Source organism: Heyndrickxia ginsengihumi, from assembly GCF_011008565.1.
GTDB classification, from domain to species: Bacteria; Bacillota; Bacilli; order Bacillales; family Bacillaceae_C; genus Weizmannia; species Weizmannia ginsengihumi.
The window spans coordinates 276749-295929 of sequence record NZ_JAAIWK010000001.1; the positions used below are offsets into that span (position 1 = coordinate 276749).

Here is a 19181-nt window from a genome sequence, read left to right on the forward strand (position 1 = left end):
TCTTTTTATAAAAAATATGGAGTTATTCCCCATAAGCTAGTTTTATATATTTTTATTCATACAAAAAATGTGATCATAATAATCGATCACATTTTTGTTGTTGTCCATGCTGAATATAAATCTATTGTAACATGAGACCCATTAAATTGTAGCTGGGAAATTTAGCTTTCTTCTGAAACATGTACGTTCAATGTTGCAGTTACGTCTGAGTGAAGCTTTACGGGTACTTTTGTATATCCAAGAGCACGAATAGCATCTTCTAACTCAATTTTTCTCTTATCAATTTTAATGTTATGAGCTTTTTTTAGTTCTTCCGCAATTTGTTTGCTCGTAATAGAACCGAATAGACGTCCATCTTGTCCAGATTTTGCCTTCAATTCAACTGTTAAAGATTCTAGTTTTTCCTTTAACCTTTTTGATTCTTCAAGCTCTTCCTGCGCAAGTTTCTGCTCTTTTTTCTTCTGAGCTTCTACATTTTTTAAATTTGCTGGTGTTGCTTCAATTGCTGCGCCTTGTTTAAATAGAAAATTATGCGCATACCCATCTGCAACATTTTTAATTTCACCTTTTTTTCCTTTTCCTTTAACATCTTTCAAGAATATGACTTTCATGATTCTTTACTCCCTTCCAAATATTCTCCTATCACTTTAAGCAACTGTGCTTCAGCTTGATCAACAGTAATATTTTTTAATTGTGTAGCCGCATTTGATAAATGTCCGCCGCCATTCATTGCTTCCATAACGACTTGGACATTGATGCTCCCCAACGATCTAGCACTAATGCCAATTTCATCATCACTTTTTCTCGCGATCACAAAAGAAGCGTCGACACCATTCATCGTCAACATCGTATCTGCTGTTTGAGCCATTAAAACAGAATTATATTTAGCATCTTCTTTCCCCTTTGCAATGGCAATTCCACTGAAAGGAAATTTCACTGTTTCAATTAACTTAGAACGCTGAATAAATGATCGTAAATCTTCTTTTAGAAACTTTTGCACCAATACAGTATCTGCTCCTTGAGCACGCAAATATGATGCTGCATCAAAAGTTCTAGATCCTGTTCGTAATGTAAAGCTTTTTGTGTCTACTATTATACCAGCAAGGAGGGCAGTTGCTTCAAGCATATTGATTTTTCCATTCTTTGGCTGGTATTCCATTAATTCAGTGACTAACTCTGCAGTAGAAGAGGCATATGGCTCCATATAAACAAGCAATGGATTTTTAATAAAATCTTCTCCGCGGCGATGATGATCAATCACTATGATATTTTCAATTCTTCTTACTAATCGTTCATCAATAACAAGGGAAGGCTTATGCGTATCTACAACGACAAGCAACGTATTATCTGTTGCCATTTCTAAAGCTTCATCAGGAGAAATAAAATGTGCATAAAGTTCTGGGTATTGCTTAATTTCGTCTAATAGACGCTGCACACTCGTATCAATTTCTGATGAATTTAATATGATATAACTTTCCTTTTGATTCATTTCTGCAACTTTTCGAATTCCGATAGCGGCTCCAATAGCATCCATATCAGGATACTTATGCCCCATAATCATCACTTTATCTTTTTCTAGCATGATCTCTCTTAACGCATGAGAGATTACTCTAGCCCTTACTCTCGTTCGTTTTTCGACTGGATTTGTTTTTCCACCGTAAAATTTTACTTTCCCGTTAGCTTTTTTAATTGCAACTTGGTCACCGCCTCGTCCAAGGGCAATGTCCAAACTTGATTGGGCTAATTCACCCAATTCTGGTAAAGAAGAGGTTCCAGCACCTACCCCAATGCTAAGGGTTAACGGAATATTCTTTTTCGCAGTAACTTCCCGTACTTCATCTAATATAGTAAACTTATCTCCCTCTAAATCGTGAAGAATACGCTCATTAAATACAGCAATAAATTTATCGGATGAAATACGTTTGAAGAATATTCCTTTAGCTGTCGTCCATTTATTTAAAATAGACGTTACTAAGCTATTAAGGGTCGTTGTTGTCTGGTCATCTAATCCTTGCGTAACTTCATCATAATTATCTAGAAAAATGATTGCAATAACAGATTGTTCTTCCTCATATAGTTTTTCAATTTCCAATTGTTCAGTAATATCAAAGAAGTAGATAAGACGTTCTTCTAGCTTTAAAACGACTCTATATTTTCTTTCATATAATGCAACAGTTTCAGAATCAACCTCTTGCTTAATTAAAGGTACTAGCGTTTCACATACGTCATATAACGAACGCCCTACTAATGTATCTTCATTAAAACAGGAGGCAAGGAAAGGATTCGTCCACTCAATTGAATAATCTTCTTCATTATACAGCATAATTCCAATCGGCATTTCCATTAATGCCTCTTCACCTACTCGCTTTACACGATAAGATAAAGTTGAAATATACTTTTCTATTTCTTCATTTGATTTTTGCTCAAGATAAAATGCGAAATAAAACAGTGCCCCTAATAATAGCAGTCCAATCGCTGTAATCCACCAATAATAAAAGAAAACAATTGCTAGTAAAATGAGTGATACAGCAATTAAACCGTATAGAGGATACCTCATTAATCGCTTATTGTAAGAAGGCATTTTTTCAGCTCCTATATAAGAAACTTCCTATTTTTTTATATTTCTTTACAGTACCCTTAAACATCCCTGTTCACCCATGCTCTCAAATTAAATCCTAAATCAATGATTCCTAACATGATTACGGCATAAAGGAGCGGAGAATATATGAGTGTGATGATTACAATAAAGACTAGTATCGCTTTTGGCCACTTTTTTATATAACCATAATAACAAATAAGTGAAAATCCTTGTAGTATCATCAATATTAAAAAGATAAACAGAATATTTAACAATGCAGTAGATAAAAACCCATGTAGATATTTACCGAAAAATAAAGATAGTATTAAAAAAGTGAGAAAGTACCATTGAAAATTTTTTGGTAAATTAAACTCTCGAAAGGGTTTCCATTTAGGGACACGAATGCCAAATCTTTTTGCGATCGGGTAGTTTATTAGCATAAGTATGAAAATGGCAAAAAAGGATTCGAGCAATAACAATGATGGCAAAAGAGTATGAACCATATATATCAAGGTTTTTGACATTTCATTTAAGCGATCGTAGGCTTGTTGCTGTCCAAACGCTTTCATCATATTTCGAGACTGATTTATCGATTGTTGAAGTCTTGTTAACTCTTCATCCAAATAATTAATATGGAAAAATTTGATCGCAATTAAAATACCAACAACTGTATCAATTAAAAATGTGGCACTTGCTGCTATGTATGTAATGAATTTGGACTTTTCAAGTCGTATACAATATCCAATTACAAGACCTGTCGTTCCCATAATGACTGTTATTGGAATAGAAGTGACTGTTCCAAATAATAACGATACGAATATACTCACAATAAAAAAAAGAAGAGAATATTTTAAAGGATATTTCGCTCCATATATGAGAAAAGGCAGTATGAGAAAAAGTATAGATACTCCACCAATAATCGGCACATAAAGGAATACAAGCATAAGTACAGCAAAAATTGCTGCAAGCATAGCTCCTTCAGTTAACATTCTTGTCTTTTTCACTTCGTCTCTCCCTTCAATAATGAATGATGTTAAGTTTCCTATATTTTAACACATTCAAAGTTTGAAACAAAAATACTTATTTATTCATTATAAAAAAGCAGCAAGGATAACCTCACTGCTTTTAACGATCTTATTTATCTTCTGCAACATAAGGCAATAATGCCATTTGACGAGAACGTTTAATAGCAATTGTTAATTTACGTTGATATTTAGCGCTCGTACCAGTTACACGACGAGGAAGAATTTTCCCACGTTCAGAGATGAATTTTTTCAATAAATCTACATCTTTATAGTCAATGTGTGTAATTCCGTTTGCTGTGAAATAACACACTTTACGACGTTTACGTCCGCCTCTGCGTCCACCTGCCATTTTCATTTCCCTCCTTAATTAACTAATTTTTAGTTATGCAATGTTTAGAATGGAAGATCATCATCAGAGATGTCAATCGGCTGCCCATCATTTGAAAATGGATCTTCATCAAACTTAGAATAATTCGGGTTAGGCTGATTCTGGTTCTGATTCGGATTAAACGAAGGCTGACTTCCTTGACCACCATAAAAATCATTCCCGCCGCGGTCTTGGTTAGCATTCCTAGGCTCTAAGAATTGGACGCTTTCTGCCACTACTTCAGTCACATAAACACGTCTACCATCTTGACCTTCATAATTACGTGTTTGGATACGGCCGTCAACGCCAGCTAAACTACCTTTTTTCAAGAAGTTTGCTACATTTTCAGCTTGTTTTCTCCAGACTACGCAGTTAATAAAGTCCGCCTGTCTTTCCCCTTGCTGATTCGAGAACGTACGATTCACAGCAAGCGTAAATGTAGCAACCGGAACCCCATTTGGAGTATACCGTAAGTCAGGATCTTTCGTTAATCTACCTACTAGAACAACACGGTTCATCATCAGAATCAACCCCTCTCATATTCGAATACGTTTCACGTGAAACAGTTTTATTTAAATAGTATTATTTTTCATCTTTAATAACGATGTGACGGATAATATCTCCGCTAATCTTTGCAAGACGGTCAAATTCTTGAACCGCTTCAGGGTTTGCATTTACATTGATGATATGATAGTAACCATCACGGAAGTCTTGGATTTCATACGCAAGACGACGCTTACCCCACTCTTTAGATTCGATGATTTCCGCACCTTGAGATGTTAACACGTTATCAAAACGTTCAACTAAAGCTTTTTTAGCTTCATCCTCAATATTTGGACGGATAATGTACATAACTTCATACTTTCTCATCTTAGTGTCACCTCCTTATGGACTATGCGGCCCTGTAATAGGGCAAGGAGCAATGTATTTTTTCGTTCATTACTCACAAGTCGTAAGTATATCATAAGTATATAGTAAATGCAATGATGCTAGACTTCCTTCTTATACTTTTCATTCTAATGCGCGGCTCTCTCTTAAATAGTTGTCTCTATTAAGAAGGATATTTTTCTTTTCTTATGAAAGCTGTTTTAAAAGGTTAGCCATTTCAATTGCACCAATAGCTGCATCCCAACCTTTATTTCCTGCCTTAGTACCTGCTCTTTCAATTGCCTGCTCAATGGTATCTGTTGTTAGCACTCCAAAAATGACAGGAACTTCAGTTTGTAAGCTAGCTTGGGCAACTCCCTTTGTAGCCTCATTACTCACAAAATCAAAATGAGCTGTAGCACCACGGATAACAGTTCCTAATGCAAGTACAGCATCATATTTTCCGGATGATGCCATTTTTTTCGCAATTAACGGTATTTCAAATGCCCCTGGTACCCACGCAATTTCAATATTTTCACTTTCAACACCATGCCGGCTAAGGGCATCCTCAGCTCCGCTCAGTAATTTACTTGTAATAAATTCATTAAAACGAGAAACAACAATACCAATTTTCAAACCTGTTCCAACTAATTTTCCTTCATAAACTTTTGCCATTTTTTTCTCCTCCTAAATGTGTAATAAATGTCCCATTTTTTCTACTTTTGTTCGTAAATATTGTTCATTTTCTTTTTTTGCTTCAATTTCAATCGGTACACGCTCGGAAATTTCAATTCCATAGTTCTCTAATCCAGAAATTTTTTCGGGATTATTTGTTAGTAATCGCAGTTTTCGAACGCCAAGGTCTTGTAACATTTGTGCGCTAATTAAATAATCGCGCATATCAGCAGGGAAACCAAGCTCATGATTTGCCTCAACGGTGTCTAGGCCCTGTTCCTGAAGCTTATATGCTTTTAATTTATTGATTAAGCCAATGCCTCTTCCTTCTTGCCTCATATACAAAAGAACACCTTTTCCTTCTTTTTCAATTGTTGTTAAGGCAGCAGCTAATTGCGGTCCACAGTCACAGCGATGTGAACCAAATACATCTCCTGTCAAACATTCAGAATGTACTCTAACGAGTATTGGTTCATTGCTACTAATGTCTCCTTTAATAAGGGCAACATGTTCTTTCCCTGAAAGAACTTCTGTATAGCCAATTGCTTTAAAATCCCCAAAATCTGTCGGCAGCTTAATTTCTACTTCTCTTTGTACTAATTTCTCATGTTTTCTGCGATATTCAATCAAAGATTCGATCGTAATTATTTTTAGCTGATGGCGTTTAGCTATTTCCTGTAATTGCGGAAGCTTAGCCATTGTCCCATCTTCATTCATAATTTCACAAATGACCCCAACTTGTTTCATGCCTGCAAGCTTAGCCAAATCTAATGCTGCTTCAGTATGCCCGGGACGGTTTAACACCCCACCTTTTTTTCCGATGAGTGGGAAAATATGACCTGGACGGTGGAAATCTTCAGGGACTGATTCGTCTTTTACCATTTCTTGAATGGTCGTCGCCCGTTCAAATGCACTAATCCCTGTAGTTGTTGTCCGATGATCAATGCTAATTGTAAAAGCCGTTCCATGCGAATCTGTATTTTGTTGTGTCATCATATTAAGATCAAGCTGCGTTGCTTTTTCTTCTGAGACAGGAACACAAATTAAGCCTCTTCCTTCTTTTGCCATAAAATTAATCATCTCTGGAGAGACCCTTTCTCCTAACCCGATCAAATCGCCTTCATTCTCGCGATTTTCATCGTCCACTACGATTACTACTTTACCTGCCTTTAAATCCTCTACTGCTTCTTCAATTGTATGAAGCACTTTTTACCACCTCTTAAAAATTGATTGTTAAGAAATAAATCCACTTTTCCTCAATAAGTCCATTGTATGTGTTGATGGATCATTATTCGATTCAGTCGATAAATGAATCATTTTCCCAACGTATTTTGCTAACACATCACTTTCTATATTGACCTTTTCCCCTATGCCTTTACTTGCAATAATTGACTCATCCTGTGTATGTGGAATTAAAGAAATTGTAAGACTATTCTCTTTTACATCAAAAATTGTCAGGGAGGTACCATCAATAGCGATTGAACCTTTTGTAATTAAATAAGGGATAAGATGTTTAGGGACATCTATTGAAACGTAGAGAGCATTCTCAACTCTCTTCTTTGCTACAATCGTGCCTACTCCATCAACATGCCCTGTTACAAAATGCCCGCCAAATCTACCATTTGCACTCATTGCCCTTTCTAGATTGACCTTACTGTTAGTGGACAAAGAAGCGAGCGTCGTATCGTAAAATGTCTCAGGCATCACATCTACTGTAAACTCGTTAACAGTATAAGAAGTAACGGTTAAACATACACCATTAACAGCAATGCTGTCACCCACATGCACATCCTTTAATACTTTTGTTGCTTGTATCACCAGTTGAAGAGAGGAGGAACCTCTTCGGATTCTTTTCAAAACCCCAATTTCTTCAATAATGCCTGTAAACATATTTAGTTCCCTTCCTTCTGAACTGTTGCCGTAATTTTTATATCCCGGCCAATCATCTCTACTTTTTCAAATAAGAGTGGCAAAGCATCCTTCATTAAACTGAGGCCAAGACCACCAAATGAAGTTGCAGCTGTTTTCCCCCCAATAATTTTTGGGGCCATATATAAGATTAGTTGTTGGAATGCCTGCTCTTGTAAAAAGGAGCCGTTTACTTCCGCTCCGCCTTCTACAAGAAGCGTCATAATATTTCTTTCCCCAAGCTCTTTTAGTACTTGAGCAATTGATATTGATGTTTCCTGTAGTCTAATCACTTCAGCTCCTAAAGATTGTAATAGTTGCTCTTTTTCTATAGGGGCATCACCGCCGCAAAATATAATAGCGGGTGCTTCTCCATTTAGCACATTTGCTTCTAATGGAGTACGCAAATGTGTATCTAATATTACTCGAATTGGATTTTTTCCGCCTTGGGGCAATCTGACGGTGAGAAGAGGGTTATCATTGAGTACTGTATTAATACCTACAAGTATTGCGTCATGCTTATTTCTGATTTCATGAACATCCATACGGGCTTGTTCACTTGTAATCCATTTACTATCATTTGTATAGGCTGCAATTTTACCATCTGTTGTAACGGCGGTTTTAATCGTAACAAATGGTCGTTTCGTTTGAATAAAATGGAAAAAGGGTCGATATAATGTGTCGGCAGCTTCTTTATTGATGCCAACTTCAACCTCAACTCCAGCATTGCGTAGCTTTTCTATTCCCCTCCCACTAACAAGAGGATTTGGATCTAATGTTGCGACATATACCTTTCTTACTCCTTTTTCAATAAGAAAATCAGCGCACGGAGCTGTTCTCCCATGATGAGCGCATGGTTCAAGCGTTACATATACATCTGAACCAAAAGCATTCTCTCCAGCCATTTCAACGGCAATTCTTTCAGCATGTCGCTCTCCTGCCTTTAAATGTGCACCGATGCCGACAATTCTGCCATTTTTTATGACAACACTACCAACAGGAGGATTTGGAGAAGTTTGTCCAGCAACATTTTCCGCTAAATTTAGCGCCATGCTCATAAATTCTTCTTTTGACAACTCATCATCCCTCCGATAGTTCATTCCGCCTTTTTTAACAACAGCCAACAAAAAACCCCACACATTTGTGCGGGGCTATATCATGACAAATAAGCGTAAAAGCAGTATTACTTTTTAACGCATACCTATTCTTCTCCCATCCAGACTTTCACTGTCGGCTTTGGTTTTTCACCAAATCCACCACATCAAATAGACGTGGGTCACGGGCTTAGAGATATTCTCATCACCGCCGGTCGGGAATTTCACCCAGCCCCGAAGAATCATATTCGATTAATAAAAATATATCATAAGTATTCCGAAAAATCATCTATTTTAAACTTTTTGTGACTAAATATAAGCAAGATTGTTTTTGAGGACAGTTGATGTTTATTCCATGATTTTTACCTTTTGCGGGAGTCTCCACCTTCCACTTCAATCAAATTCATCATGAAACTTTAAGAAAATACATCTTCTTTCTTAGCTGAAAAAACAACAAGATTTACGAAAACAGCCAATAAAAAAGAATCAAGCATTCCATCCATTACTGAATAAAATGTTTGATCCCCGAATTTACTTTTATATTAAACGTTAAATCTAAAGTGCATAATATCTCCATCTTGGACGATATAATCTTTTCCCTCTAATCGGACTTTTCCTGCTTCACGCGCTGCAACCATCGTTCCATTTGCAATAAGATCGTCATAGGAAACTGTCTCTGCACGAATAAACCCTTTCTCAAAGTCCGTATGAATAATACCTGCACATTGCGGAGCTTTCATTCCCTTTTTAAATGTCCAAGCCCGAACTTCTTGCTCACCAGCTGTGAAATAAGTTGCTAAGCCAAGTAAACTGTAAGCCGCTTTAATTAATTGGTCGAGCCCTGACTCCTCGATACCAAGTTCAGACAAGAACATTGCCTTTTCATCATCATCAAGTTCAGCAATTTCCTCTTCAATGCGCGCACAAATAACAATCACTTCTGCTCCTTCTTGTGCTGCATAATCACGGACTTGCTGTACATATTGGTTTGAAGACGTATCTTGGACTTCGTCTTCCCCAACATTTGCAACATAAAGAATTGGTTTGCTTGTTAAAAGCTGGAATCCCTTCACAATTTTAGTTTGCTCATCTGTTAATTCAACAGAACGCGCTGGCTTGTCAGATTCAAATGCATCTTTTAATTTTACTAATACTTCATATTCCGCAACAGCATCTTTATCTTTTTGTTTTGCTAACTTTTCAACACGCCCGATGCGCTTTTCGACTGTTTCCAAGTCAGCTAAAATAAGCTCTAAATTAATTGTTTCAATATCATCGATTGGATTTACTTTTCCAGATACATGCGTAATATTTTCATCTTCAAAACAACGGACAACATGACAGATTGCATCTACTTGGCGAATATGAGATAAAAATTTATTTCCTAATCCTTCACCTTTACTTGCCCCTTTGACAATTCCAGCAATGTCTGTGAATTCAAAAGTAGTAGGAATTGTTTTTTTAGGATTATATAATTCTGATAGTTTATTTAAACGCAAATCTGGAACTTCAACCATTCCCACATTCGGATCAATTGTACAGAACGGATAATTTGCAGATTCTGCTCCAGCTTTTGTAATTGCATTAAACAATGTGGATTTACCGACATTCGGCAACCCAACAATTCCAGCCGTTAGCGCCATTTATGGTCACTCTCCTAATCATCTAGTAAATATCTATTATTTTACAAAGTTCATTATATAAAACGAATTTAAAACCTTTCACAATTATAGAGATTTCATCAAAAAAAGACAACCCATTTGACGATTTAAGAATCCAAATACTCCATAGTCAAATTTGGATTAAGATACCTCGCCATACCTGTTTTTGTTTTGTTAAATCCTAAGTTTCGATAAAAATCTTCATTACCCGTTGTTGCGATTAGATGGATACAGGAGATATCCTTCAGCTGATTCAACAAATCCTCTACAATTCTTTTCCCGACACCACTTTTCTGGAAATCAGGATGGACAACAACATCATAAATGGCGGCATTAAAAACCCCGTCTGACATTGCCCTTCCAAAACCAATGATATGCTGATCCCTTAATGCAACACATATTACATTGCTAGCTGTAAAAACTTGTTGAATAATCTTTTGATTATGCCTTTTCCATCCAACTAAATGATAAATTTCTTCCATTTCGGCCAAATTCAAATGTTCACAATCACGGAGTAATTGAACGTTCATATCGCACCTCGTTAACAATAAATACGATCTTATTCTTCGTGCTTAACTAAAATTTTCTTCAATTTACGAGCGAATTCCCTGCGCGGAAGCATAACACTGTGCCCACAGCCTTCACATTTGATACGAATATCAGCACCCATTCGAATAATCTTCCAGCGATTTGTTCCACAAGGATGCTGCTTTTTCATTTCAATGATATCATTAAGACCAAAATTTTTATCTTCCATCATGATCCCCCTTATAAATTTGATGATATGGCTGATCACCACGTGAATATGTAACCATCTTCGGATAAGGTGCTTGAATATGATGTTCATCTAACACTTTTTTAATTTCTTTATTTAAGCTTCTGGCAATTTCCCAGTGTGCCATTGGCAGCGTCTCAGCAGCAATTCGCAATGTAACATGAGATGTACCTAATGTTTGAACGCCTAACACTTGCGGTTCCCCAATCACTTCATCATGTTGCTCGGCAAAAGAAATTAAAAATTCTTGTATTGCTTGTTCAGCACGATCAATATTTTCTTCATAAGGAATATGGACATCCACTACAGCGATACTATTATGAATAGAGAAATTTGTTACTTCTGTAATGTTACCATTTGGGATAATGTATAATTCTCCGGTCCAATTTTTAATTTTCGTTGTACGTAAACCAATTTCCTCCACTACACCTTGATTTTTACCGATGGAAACATAGTCACCAACAGAAAACTGATCTTCAAAAATGATAAAAAAGCCCGATATGATATCTTTAACTAAACTTTGCGCTCCAAAACCAACAGCTAAGCCAACAATACCTGCCCCAGCTAGTAGCCCTTGGACATTAATCGTTAATAAAGAAAGGACCGTAACAATCGCAACAAAGCCAACAATATAAGTCAATGCGTTATTCAATAATCTAACTAATGTTGCCTCTCTGCGCTCTGAAAAACGCAACGGAGCTTTAGCACGTACTTGAAAGACTTTATGAATGGCCTTTTTTCCAACCTTTATAATAAACGAAGCAATTATTAATACAACGATTATTTTTAAAACTGTTTCTCCAATATGGATCCATAATTCTTCATCAAACCATTTTTTTATAAAGTGATGAAGGTAATTTTGTATATAATGCACGAATTAACACCAACTTTCATTACTTAACGCATAAATAATCGCATACTTATTTTAACAAAAATATGACTTTTTCATATTAAATAAGCACATTTCTTATAATAACCTCAAATGCCTGTTGATGTATAGAATGTCTATTTTTTCCGTATACTGTAGTTAAAAAGGAAAGGGAGTGGCTGGTATGTTTATAAATAGAGGACAAAATGACAAAAATATGAATAATATCCAAGTATTATATGATGAAATGATGGCAAAAGAAATCATTTCAAATCGAATTTTATCAGCTCTTCCATTAGGGGAAAACCGTGATATTATCATTGTTTGTATTGGAACCGACCGCTCCACAGGGGATGCACTCGGCCCCTTAACAGGGACGTTTCTACAGGAAAAATTACTCCGATATTTTAACGTATACGGAACGCTTGATCAGCCTATTCATGCACTAAATCTTGCAGAAAAAATAGATGAAATATATTCCCAACATCACAACCCGTTTCTAATTGCAATTGATGCTTGCCTAGGAAAAACAGAAAGTATCGGGAAGATTCAAATCGGTGAAGGACCTGTTAAACCAGGGGCTGGTGTCCACAAAGAACTTCCTGCTGTTGGTGATATGCATATTACTGGAATCGTCAATATGAGCGGTTTCATGGAATTCACAGTCCTTCAAAACACACGCTTAAACTTAGTATTAAGAATGGCAAAAACGATTGCCTCAGGTATTAATAGAGCACATTTACGCTTGCATTACGAACATTCTATTCTCTCAATGAATCAACAGCATTCTCGTGAAAATACAATATAACATTATAATCCATGATAAACATGAATAATGGCAACAATAACAGCAACGACAATAATCCCTGGCAGGAAGTTTGCCACTCGAATTTTCGCCAAACCTGTAATATTTAAACCAATGGCAAATATCATAATACCGCCTGTAGCAGTCATTTCTGTAATAAATGAATGCATAATACTATTCGGTATTACATGATTAATTTGTGTGGCAAATAAAGCAATCGTCCCTTCATAAATAACAACAGGGACAACTGAAAAAAGAACGCCTATGCCAAGGGTAGAAGTTAAAATGAGTGCAGTGAAACCGTCAATGACCGCCTTTGTATACAACACAGTATGATCACCACGAATTCCACTGTCTAAAGCACCTAGAACAGCCATTGCTCCAATCACAAACACGAGCGTAGCAGTAATAAACCCTTCAGCAATACTTCCTTGTCCATTCGTACCTATTTTCTTTTCAAGCCATATCCCGAATGCATTTAGGTGATTTTCCAATGACAAAAACTCCCCAATCATTGCACCAAATACGAGACTAAGAATCACAATTAAGTATTGCTCGCTTTTCAATCCCATTTGTAATCCAAGGACGATTACAGCAAGACCGATTGCATGCATAACCGTGCCCTTTACTTTTTCGGGAATTCTATTTAACAGTTTACCGAGTAATGAGCCAACAATAATGCTGCCCCCATTTACTAATGTACCTAAAAGAACCATTTCCTCACCTATTTATATAAATTCTTAGCAGTTTAAAAGCAGCAGATGGATGAAACATCTAGCATTCCACCACTTTATTGGAAATTAACGGTGATAATCAATATCAAGAATCTCCAATATTCTAAGCAAATCCTCATTAGAAAAGAACTCAATCTCAATTTTGCTCTTTTTCTTTGATTGCTTGATCAGTACAGTTGTTCCAAACTTTTCTCGCAATACATTTTCTTGCTCTTTAATAAAAATATCCTTTTCTTTCTTTTCCTTCTTTGTTTCACGTGGAACATGTTTATTTAACTCCTGAACAAGCTTTTCAAGCTGGCGTACACTTAAATTTTCAGATATTGTTTTTTCAACAAGTGCCTTCATTTTATCTTTATCATTTAACCCTAATAATGTTCGACCATGTCCCATTGAAAGCTTTCCAGCTGTCATTAAGTCTTTAACATAGGGAGGTAAAGAAAGTATACGCAAATGATTGGCAATATAGGGACGGCTTTTACCGAGACGTTTGGCAAGTTCCTCTTGTGTCACATTTAATTTTTCTAATAAAAACTGATAAGCATTCGCCTCTTCAATGGGATTTAAATCCTCCCGTTGTAAATTTTCAAGAACGGAAAGTTCCATCATTTGTTGGTCAGTCAAATCACGAACAACAGCTGGCACAGTCATAAGCTTTGCTTCTTTGGCAGCTCTAAATCTTCTTTCCCCTACAACAATTTCATAGCCTTTAATTGTTTTTCGTAAAATAAGTGGCTGCAAGATGCCATGTTGAAGAATGGATTCTTTTAATTCATGCAAAGCTTCTTCTTCAAAAACTTTACGCGGCTGATATGGATTTGGGCGTATCTCTTTAATTTTAATTTCACGTACTGCATCCTCTTTATCGACATCTATGTTGGCAAACAATGCGTTAATACCCTTTCCAAGACCTTTAGCCATTTGCCATCACTTCCTTTGCCATATCTAAATATACTTCTGCACCACGAGATTTTGGATCATATATAATAATCGGTTCACCATGACTTGGAGCTTCACTCAATCGAACATTTCGTGGAATGATTGTCTTATAGACTTTATCTCGAAAATATTTTTTTACTTCTTCAATAACTTGGAGACCTAAATTCGTCCGTGCATCTAACATTGTCAGCAATACACCCTCAATTTGCAAATCTTGATTAAGATGCTTCTGAACAAGGCGGACCGTATTTAATAATTGACTTAATCCTTCTAATGCGTAGTACTCGCATTGCACAGGAATAATCACACTATCTGAGGCTGTTAAAGCATTCAACGTTAATAACCCTAGGGAAGGGGGACAGTCGATAATAATATAGTCATACTCGTCCTTCACAGAAGCTAACGCTCTTTTTAAACGGACTTCTCGGGAGATCGTCGGAACAAGTTCAATTTCCGCACCAGCTAACTGAATAGTAGCAGGAACAGAGTATAATCCTTCAACCTTAGTAGCTTTAATCACATTACTAATTTTCATATCATCTACTAATACATCATAAATACACTGCTGTACATCGCCTTTATCAATTCCAGCACCGCTCGTTGCATTCCCTTGAGGATCTGTGTCGACAAGCAGCACTTTTTTTCCGATATATGCTAAGCAGGCACCTAAGTTGACAGAGGTAGTAGTTTTTCCAACGCCGCCCTTTTGATTGGCAATTGAAATCACTTTTCCCATGGATGTCACCTACCTTTTTTCATACAATAAAATAATAATCTTATAGTCTATTGTAACAAAATTTCATAAAGCCGTTCATATTTATTCAAATATTTTATTATTTTACAATCTATGAATCTTTTAATAACTAACTTTTTATAAAAAAATAGATATCGTTCTCTTTAAAGATATAAAAAATAAGCAACCATCTACTAAATTTCACAATAAAACAAAAGGCCCTTTAGTAAAGAAGTGTTATTTTTAAATAGATTTATTTACAATTGAATGATTTACGCTTCAGGGATTTGCTTGCTGCGGGAGTTCCCGCTGAAATACTTTCCCGGCAGGAGTCTCAGCTCATACGCTCCAAATCATTTTTGATGAAAATTGCTTGTGAAAATAGTAAACAAAAAAAGAAACTTGGCCTACAAGTTTCTTAATCTATGATTTTGATTTTTTTGGAATGCGAATTGTAATTTGATAGTAATCTTCAAAATCCTCTTCCTTCGAGTCAAGATTGATCCCGCTGTCTGTCACCATTGATACTGATTGTCGGATCGTGTTTACAGCAATTCGCATATCTTTACTAAATGCTAAACGACGTGGTTTCTGTTTTTTCTCTTCTTTATTTAAAAGACGAAGAATTAAATCTTCTGTCTGTTTTACATTTAAATTTTTATCAATAATATCATTCAGCACACGTATTTGTAATGCTGGTTCTTTTAATGGGATTAAAGCCCTTGCATGCCGCTCCGTTATTTTCTTCTGCAATAAAGCATTTTGAATCTCCTGAGGCAGTTTAAGAAGACGTAATTTATTTGCCACAGTCGACTGACCTTTACCAAGTCTCTGTGCCAACGCCTCTTGGGTCAATTGATGCAATTCTATAAGCTTGCCATATGCAATTGCTTCCTCAATTGGGGTAAGTTCCTCCCGTTGTAGATTTTCAATTAATGCGACCGAAGCAGTTTCTGTATCATTTAAATTTTTAATAATAGCGGGGACCTTTTCCCAGCCTAATTTTTGAACTGCCCGAAAGCGCCGCTCCCCTGCAATAATTTCAAAGTTACCTTGTTCATACTCACGGACAACAATCGGTTGGATAATCCCATGCGTATGTATTGTTCGTGCAAGTTCTTCAATTTTCTCTTCATTAAATATGGTTCTAGGTTGAAATCGATTCGGAACAATATTAGAAACTGGAATCTTTTGTACTTCTTCTCTATTTCGTACTTCTTCCGTCGTTTCTCCTTCGACAATTTCTTCGATTTCATTATTTGCGCCAAAAAAACGAGAGAAAGGATGCTTCATGAGCTTACACCACCTTTTCAATTCTCCCTACGTATTTATTCTCTATTATAAAACAAGTTCCTGCAATATCAGTTGGTAATTTTTTAAATATCCTACAAATTCCGAGTATTTACCACATATACTTTATTCAAGTGGTAACTTGTTTGGCGTTCCTGGTTTACGTGGATATTTTTTTGGAGTCTGTTTTGTTTTACGAATAACAATAATATTTCGTTCACTTTCCTCATATGGCAAAACAAATGAATATTTTTCTTCTATTTTACCACCTAAAAGTTCAATTGCCTTTTCAGCAACTTGCAGTTCATTTTCAGCATTTTGTGCCTTCATTGCCACAAATCGCCCATTTAATTTAACTAAAGGCAAACATAATTCAGAAAGAACGGACATTCTTGCTACAGCCCTTGCTGTAACTAAGTCATACTGTTCGCGAAATTCCTTTTTTTGTGCAAAGACTTCAGCACGGTCATGAAATAATATGACGTTGTCTAATCCTAAATTTTTAGTCAAATTCTCTAAAAATACAATTCTTTTTTGCAATGAATCCACAATTGTTATGTATAAATGAGGAAAACAGATTTTTAATGGAATACTTGGAAAACCAGCACCTGCACCAACATCGCATATCTTTAAAGGCTCTGACATATCAACATAAAAATGGGCGCTAATAGAATCGAAAAAATGTTTTAAATAAACCTCTTTCTTATCTGTTATGGCAGTTAAATTCATTTTTTCATTCCATTCCACTAGTAACTCATAATACAACTCAAATTGTTGAAGCTGTTTTTCAGTTAATGTAATACCTTTTTCAGCCAATTTTTCAATAAATTGTTGAATGTTCATTTTTTCACCCTTTCCTTCTAAGACTTAAAACCAACGTTTTTCAAGAACGCTAATTAATTAAAAATAAGGAGAAAGTCAGAATGAATGACATTCTGACTTTATTCCTGTTAATGGGCAACTTTCGCAATTTTGCCTTGCTCAATATAAACAAGCAAAATGGAAATGTCTGCCGGATTTACACCAGAAATACGAGATGCCTGTGCAATGGAGATTGGCCGAACTTTATTAAGTTTTTGCCGTGCCTCTGTCGCTAGTCCATTTATCGCGTCATAATCTATATCGTCCGGGATCTTTTTATCTTCAAGTTTTTTCATTCTTTCAACCTGTTGTAATGATTTAGCAATATATCCTTCATACTTCACTTGAATTTCAACTTGTTCTTCAATTTCTTTCGACAATTCTTCCTCAGATGGAACTAACATTTTAATATGCTGGTAATTCATCTCTGGTCGTTTTAATAAATCTGCCGCTCTAATTCCATCTTTTAACTCGCTACCACCAGCCTCGCGAATTAATGTTTGTGTTTGTTCATTCGGCTTAATAATGATCGATCTTAATCGTTTAATTTCATTTTCAATTGCTTCTTTTTTAGCAAGGAATTTTTGGTACCTTTCTTCTGAAATTAAGCCCACTTTATAGCCAATTTCTGTAAGACGTAAATCTGCATTATCATGGCGTAATAATAAGCGATACTCCGCACGAGAAGTAAGTAAGCGATAAGGTTCCCTTGTACCCTTTGTTACTAAATCGTCGAGCAGCACACCGATATAGGCATCAGATCGACTGAGAATAAGTTCTTCCTTGCCAAGCGCCCGGCATGCTGCATTAATTCCAGCAATAATCCCTTGCCCTGCTGCCTCTTCATAACCAGATGTTCCATTAATTTGCCCAGCTGTATACACACATTTCACTTGTTTTGTCTCCAATGTAGGCCACAACTGAGTTGGTTTAATAGCATCATATTCAATTGCATAACCTGGACGCATCATTTGCGCATGTTCCAATCCTGGAATTGTTTCAAGAATTTCCCTTTGGACTTCTTCAGGCATACTTGTTGATAAACCTTGAACATAAACTTCTTCGGTGTTCCGACCTTCGGGTTCAAGGAACAGCTGATGACGTGGTTTATCATGGAAGCGAACAATTTTATCCTCAATTGAAGGACAATAACGAGGGCCAGTTCCTTTCACCATTCCCGAAAACATTGGTGCACGGTCAAGATTGCCATCAATAATAGCATGTGTCTTTTCATTCGTATATGTTAACCAACATGGAAGTTGATCTGTAATATATTCGGTTGTTTCATAACTAAATGCCCGTGGTTCATCATCACCTGGCTGAATTTCCGTTTTACTATAATCAATTGTTTTACTATTTACACGCGGTGGAGTTCCAGTTTTAAAGCGGACAAGATCAAAACCAAGTCCTTGTAAATTTTCTGCAAGTTTTATCGATGGTTGTTGATTGTTCGGACCGCTTGAATATTTAAGTTCACCGATAATAATTTCTCCACGTAAAAATGTCCCCGTTGTTAACACAACTGTTTTTGCGTAGTACTTTGCACCGGTTTTCGTGACAACACCTTTACATACTTCATCTTCAATAATAAGCTCTTCTACCATTCCTTGAAGTAATGTTAAATTTTCTTGATTTTCCAACGTTCTTTTCATTTCATGTTGATATTGGAATTTATCGGCCTGGGCCCGTAATGCTTGAACAGCTGGACCTTTCCCTGTATTTAACATTCTCATTTGAACATAAGTCTTATCGATATTTTTTCCCATTTCACCGCCAAGGGCATCAATTTCGCGGACAACAATCCCTTTTGCTGGTCCACCAATAGATGGATTGCATGGCATGAACGCAACCATATCGAGATTTATCGTTATCATTAATGTTTTTGCTCCAATTCTTGCAGAAGCCAGTCCCGCCTCACAGCCAGCGTGGCCTGCACCTACAACAATTACATCATATTGTCCTGCGTCATAATATTGCATGACAAAATCGCTCCTTCGTTTA

21 protein-coding genes and 1 riboswitch are annotated in these 19181 nt (G+C 36.3%); of the genes, 1 reads left to right on the forward strand and 20 read right to left on the reverse strand.

The genetic code is table 11. From position 1 onward, the window contains the following. Window positions 1–161: 161 nt before the first annotated feature. The 14 genes from rplI to G4D61_RS01315 all read right to left on the reverse strand — a co-directional run bounded on the left by rplI (window position 162) and on the right by G4D61_RS01315 (window position 11824). Window positions 162–611, reverse strand: coding sequence for a 50S ribosomal protein L9 (rplI, locus tag G4D61_RS01250; RefSeq protein WP_025730941.1), 450 nt, complete (start codon window positions 609–611; stop codon window positions 162–164). Beyond that, entirely contained in the window at window positions 608–2581 is a 1974-nt protein-coding gene (locus G4D61_RS01255) for a DHH family phosphoesterase (RefSeq protein ID WP_025730940.1), read from the reverse strand. Before G4D61_RS01255 ends, rplI begins: the two co-directional genes overlap by 4 nt. Window positions 2582–2637: 56 nt before the next feature. Then, entirely contained in the window at window positions 2638–3582 is a 945-nt protein-coding gene (locus G4D61_RS01260) for a YybS family protein (RefSeq protein ID WP_163173051.1), read from the reverse strand. 130 nt (window positions 3583–3712) lie between these two features. Next, the gene (rpsR, locus tag G4D61_RS01265) at window positions 3713–3952 is read right to left on the reverse strand and encodes a 30S ribosomal protein S18 (RefSeq protein ID WP_025730938.1); all 240 of its coding nucleotides are present in this window, start codon (window positions 3950–3952) and stop codon (window positions 3713–3715) included. Between the two features lie 44 nt (window positions 3953–3996). Continuing rightward, window positions 3997–4491: a single-stranded DNA-binding protein gene (gene ssb, locus G4D61_RS01270; protein ID WP_025730937.1), complete on the reverse strand. Its 495-nt coding sequence runs from the start codon at window positions 4489–4491 to the stop codon at window positions 3997–3999. A 61-nt stretch (window positions 4492–4552) separates the two neighbouring features. Next, on the reverse strand, window positions 4553–4840 hold the full coding sequence (rpsF, locus tag G4D61_RS01275) for a 30S ribosomal protein S6 (RefSeq protein WP_025730936.1): 288 nt from the start codon (window positions 4838–4840) through the stop codon (window positions 4553–4555). Between the two features lie 204 nt (window positions 4841–5044). Then, window positions 5045–5512, reverse strand: a complete 468-nt coding sequence (gene ribH, locus G4D61_RS01280) for a 6,7-dimethyl-8-ribityllumazine synthase (RefSeq protein WP_163173053.1) — start codon at window positions 5510–5512, stop codon at window positions 5045–5047. A gap of 12 nt (window positions 5513–5524) precedes the next feature. Then, window positions 5525–6718, reverse strand: coding sequence for a bifunctional 3,4-dihydroxy-2-butanone-4-phosphate synthase/GTP cyclohydrolase II (locus G4D61_RS01285; protein WP_163173055.1), 1194 nt, complete (start codon window positions 6716–6718; stop codon window positions 5525–5527). Between the two features lie 27 nt (window positions 6719–6745). Continuing rightward, entirely contained in the window at window positions 6746–7402 is a 657-nt protein-coding gene (gene ribE / locus G4D61_RS01290; protein ID WP_163173057.1) for a riboflavin synthase, read from the reverse strand. A gap of 2 nt (window positions 7403–7404) precedes the next feature. Then, complete coding sequence (ribD, locus tag G4D61_RS01295) at window positions 7405–8544, reverse strand: bifunctional diaminohydroxyphosphoribosylaminopyrimidine deaminase/5-amino-6-(5-phosphoribosylamino)uracil reductase RibD (protein WP_306304303.1); 1140 nt, start codon at window positions 8542–8544, stop codon at window positions 7405–7407. A 76-nt stretch (window positions 8545–8620) separates the two neighbouring features. Then, a riboswitch (FMN riboswitch) is annotated at window positions 8621–8760 on the reverse strand. Between the two features lie 296 nt (window positions 8761–9056). Beyond that, on the reverse strand, window positions 9057–10157 hold the full coding sequence (gene ychF, locus G4D61_RS01300) for a redox-regulated ATPase YchF (RefSeq protein WP_025730931.1): 1101 nt from the start codon (window positions 10155–10157) through the stop codon (window positions 9057–9059). A 125-nt stretch (window positions 10158–10282) separates the two neighbouring features. Beyond that, a complete protein-coding gene (locus tag G4D61_RS01305; protein ID WP_025730930.1) occupies window positions 10283–10705 on the reverse strand; it encodes a GNAT family N-acetyltransferase in 423 nt (140 codons plus the stop codon). A 29-nt stretch (window positions 10706–10734) separates the two neighbouring features. Then, window positions 10735–10932: a DUF951 domain-containing protein gene (locus G4D61_RS01310; RefSeq protein ID WP_035355027.1), complete on the reverse strand. Its 198-nt coding sequence runs from the start codon at window positions 10930–10932 to the stop codon at window positions 10735–10737. Beyond that, window positions 10922–11824, reverse strand: a complete 903-nt coding sequence (locus G4D61_RS01315; RefSeq protein ID WP_025730928.1) for a mechanosensitive ion channel family protein — start codon at window positions 11822–11824, stop codon at window positions 10922–10924. The genes G4D61_RS01310 and G4D61_RS01315 overlap by 11 nt, the downstream gene beginning before the upstream one ends. Window positions 11825–12002: 178 nt before the next feature. On the opposite strand from G4D61_RS01315, the gene yyaC reads away from it, so the two are divergent. Then, complete coding sequence (yyaC, locus tag G4D61_RS01320) at window positions 12003–12626, forward strand: spore protease YyaC (protein ID WP_025730927.1); 624 nt, start codon at window positions 12003–12005, stop codon at window positions 12624–12626. Between the two features lie 2 nt (window positions 12627–12628). On the opposite strand, the gene G4D61_RS01325 is transcribed toward yyaC, so the two are convergent. The 6 genes from G4D61_RS01325 to mnmG all read right to left on the reverse strand — a co-directional run bounded on the left by G4D61_RS01325 (window position 12629) and on the right by mnmG (window position 19159). Beyond that, a complete protein-coding gene (locus G4D61_RS01325; RefSeq protein WP_035355029.1) occupies window positions 12629–13339 on the reverse strand; it encodes a DUF554 domain-containing protein in 711 nt (236 codons plus the stop codon). An 84-nt stretch (window positions 13340–13423) separates the two neighbouring features. Beyond that, the gene (locus G4D61_RS01330; protein WP_035355031.1) at window positions 13424–14278 is read right to left on the reverse strand and encodes a ParB/RepB/Spo0J family partition protein; all 855 of its coding nucleotides are present in this window, start codon (window positions 14276–14278) and stop codon (window positions 13424–13426) included. After that, a complete protein-coding gene (locus tag G4D61_RS01335) occupies window positions 14271–15032 on the reverse strand; it encodes a ParA family protein (protein ID WP_025730924.1) in 762 nt (253 codons plus the stop codon). Before G4D61_RS01335 ends, G4D61_RS01330 begins: the two co-directional genes overlap by 8 nt. Window positions 15033–15452: 420 nt before the next feature. Beyond that, on the reverse strand, window positions 15453–16322 hold the full coding sequence (gene noc, locus G4D61_RS01340) for a nucleoid occlusion protein (RefSeq protein WP_025730923.1): 870 nt from the start codon (window positions 16320–16322) through the stop codon (window positions 15453–15455). A 123-nt stretch (window positions 16323–16445) separates the two neighbouring features. Further along, a complete protein-coding gene (gene rsmG, locus G4D61_RS01345) occupies window positions 16446–17162 on the reverse strand; it encodes a 16S rRNA (guanine(527)-N(7))-methyltransferase RsmG (RefSeq protein WP_035355035.1) in 717 nt (238 codons plus the stop codon). 107 nt (window positions 17163–17269) lie between these two features. After that, window positions 17270–19159 (reverse strand): tRNA uridine-5-carboxymethylaminomethyl(34) synthesis enzyme MnmG, encoded by a 1890-nt coding sequence (gene mnmG / locus G4D61_RS01350; protein WP_035355037.1) that lies wholly within the window; start codon window positions 19157–19159, stop codon window positions 17270–17272. Window positions 19160–19181 lie beyond the last annotated feature (22 nt).

Coding starts and splice junctions, on each gene's coding strand:
- ribH (WP_163173053.1), bottom strand. CDS start 5,512: ATGGCAAAAGTTTATGAAGGAAAATTAGTTGGAACAGGTTTGAAAATT.
- rplI (WP_025730941.1), bottom strand. CDS start 611: ATGAAAGTCATATTCTTGAAAGATGTTAAAGGAAAAGGAAAAAAAGGT.
- noc (WP_025730923.1), bottom strand. CDS start 16,322: ATGAAGCATCCTTTCTCTCGTTTTTTTGGCGCAAATAATGAAATCGAA.
- G4D61_RS01325 (WP_035355029.1), bottom strand. CDS start 13,339: ATGGTTCTTTTAGGTACATTAGTAAATGGGGGCAGCATTATTGTTGGC.
- ychF (WP_025730931.1), bottom strand. CDS start 10,157: ATGGCGCTAACGGCTGGAATTGTTGGGTTGCCGAATGTCGGTAAATCC.
- ribE (WP_163173057.1), bottom strand. CDS start 7,402: ATGTTTACAGGCATTATTGAAGAAATTGGGGTTTTGAAAAGAATCCGA.
- mnmG (WP_035355037.1), bottom strand. CDS start 19,159: ATGCAATATTATGACGCAGGACAATATGATGTAATTGTTGTAGGTGCA.
- yyaC (WP_025730927.1), top strand. CDS start 12,003: ATGTTTATAAATAGAGGACAAAATGACAAAAATATGAATAATATCCAA.
- G4D61_RS01305 (WP_025730930.1), bottom strand. CDS start 10,705: ATGAACGTTCAATTACTCCGTGATTGTGAACATTTGAATTTGGCCGAA.
- G4D61_RS01335 (WP_025730924.1), bottom strand. CDS start 15,032: ATGGGAAAAGTGATTTCAATTGCCAATCAAAAGGGCGGCGTTGGAAAA.
- rsmG (WP_035355035.1), bottom strand. CDS start 17,162: ATGAACATTCAACAATTTATTGAAAAATTGGCTGAAAAAGGTATTACA.
- G4D61_RS01330 (WP_035355031.1), bottom strand. CDS start 14,278: ATGGCTAAAGGTCTTGGAAAGGGTATTAACGCATTGTTTGCCAACATA.
- G4D61_RS01310 (WP_035355027.1), bottom strand. CDS start 10,932: ATGGAAGATAAAAATTTTGGTCTTAATGATATCATTGAAATGAAAAAG.
- ssb (WP_025730937.1), bottom strand. CDS start 4,491: ATGATGAACCGTGTTGTTCTAGTAGGTAGATTAACGAAAGATCCTGAC.
- rpsF (WP_025730936.1), bottom strand. CDS start 4,840: ATGAGAAAGTATGAAGTTATGTACATTATCCGTCCAAATATTGAGGAT.
- rpsR (WP_025730938.1), bottom strand. CDS start 3,952: ATGGCAGGTGGACGCAGAGGCGGACGTAAACGTCGTAAAGTGTGTTAT.
- G4D61_RS01255 (WP_025730940.1), bottom strand. CDS start 2,581: ATGCCTTCTTACAATAAGCGATTAATGAGGTATCCTCTATACGGTTTA.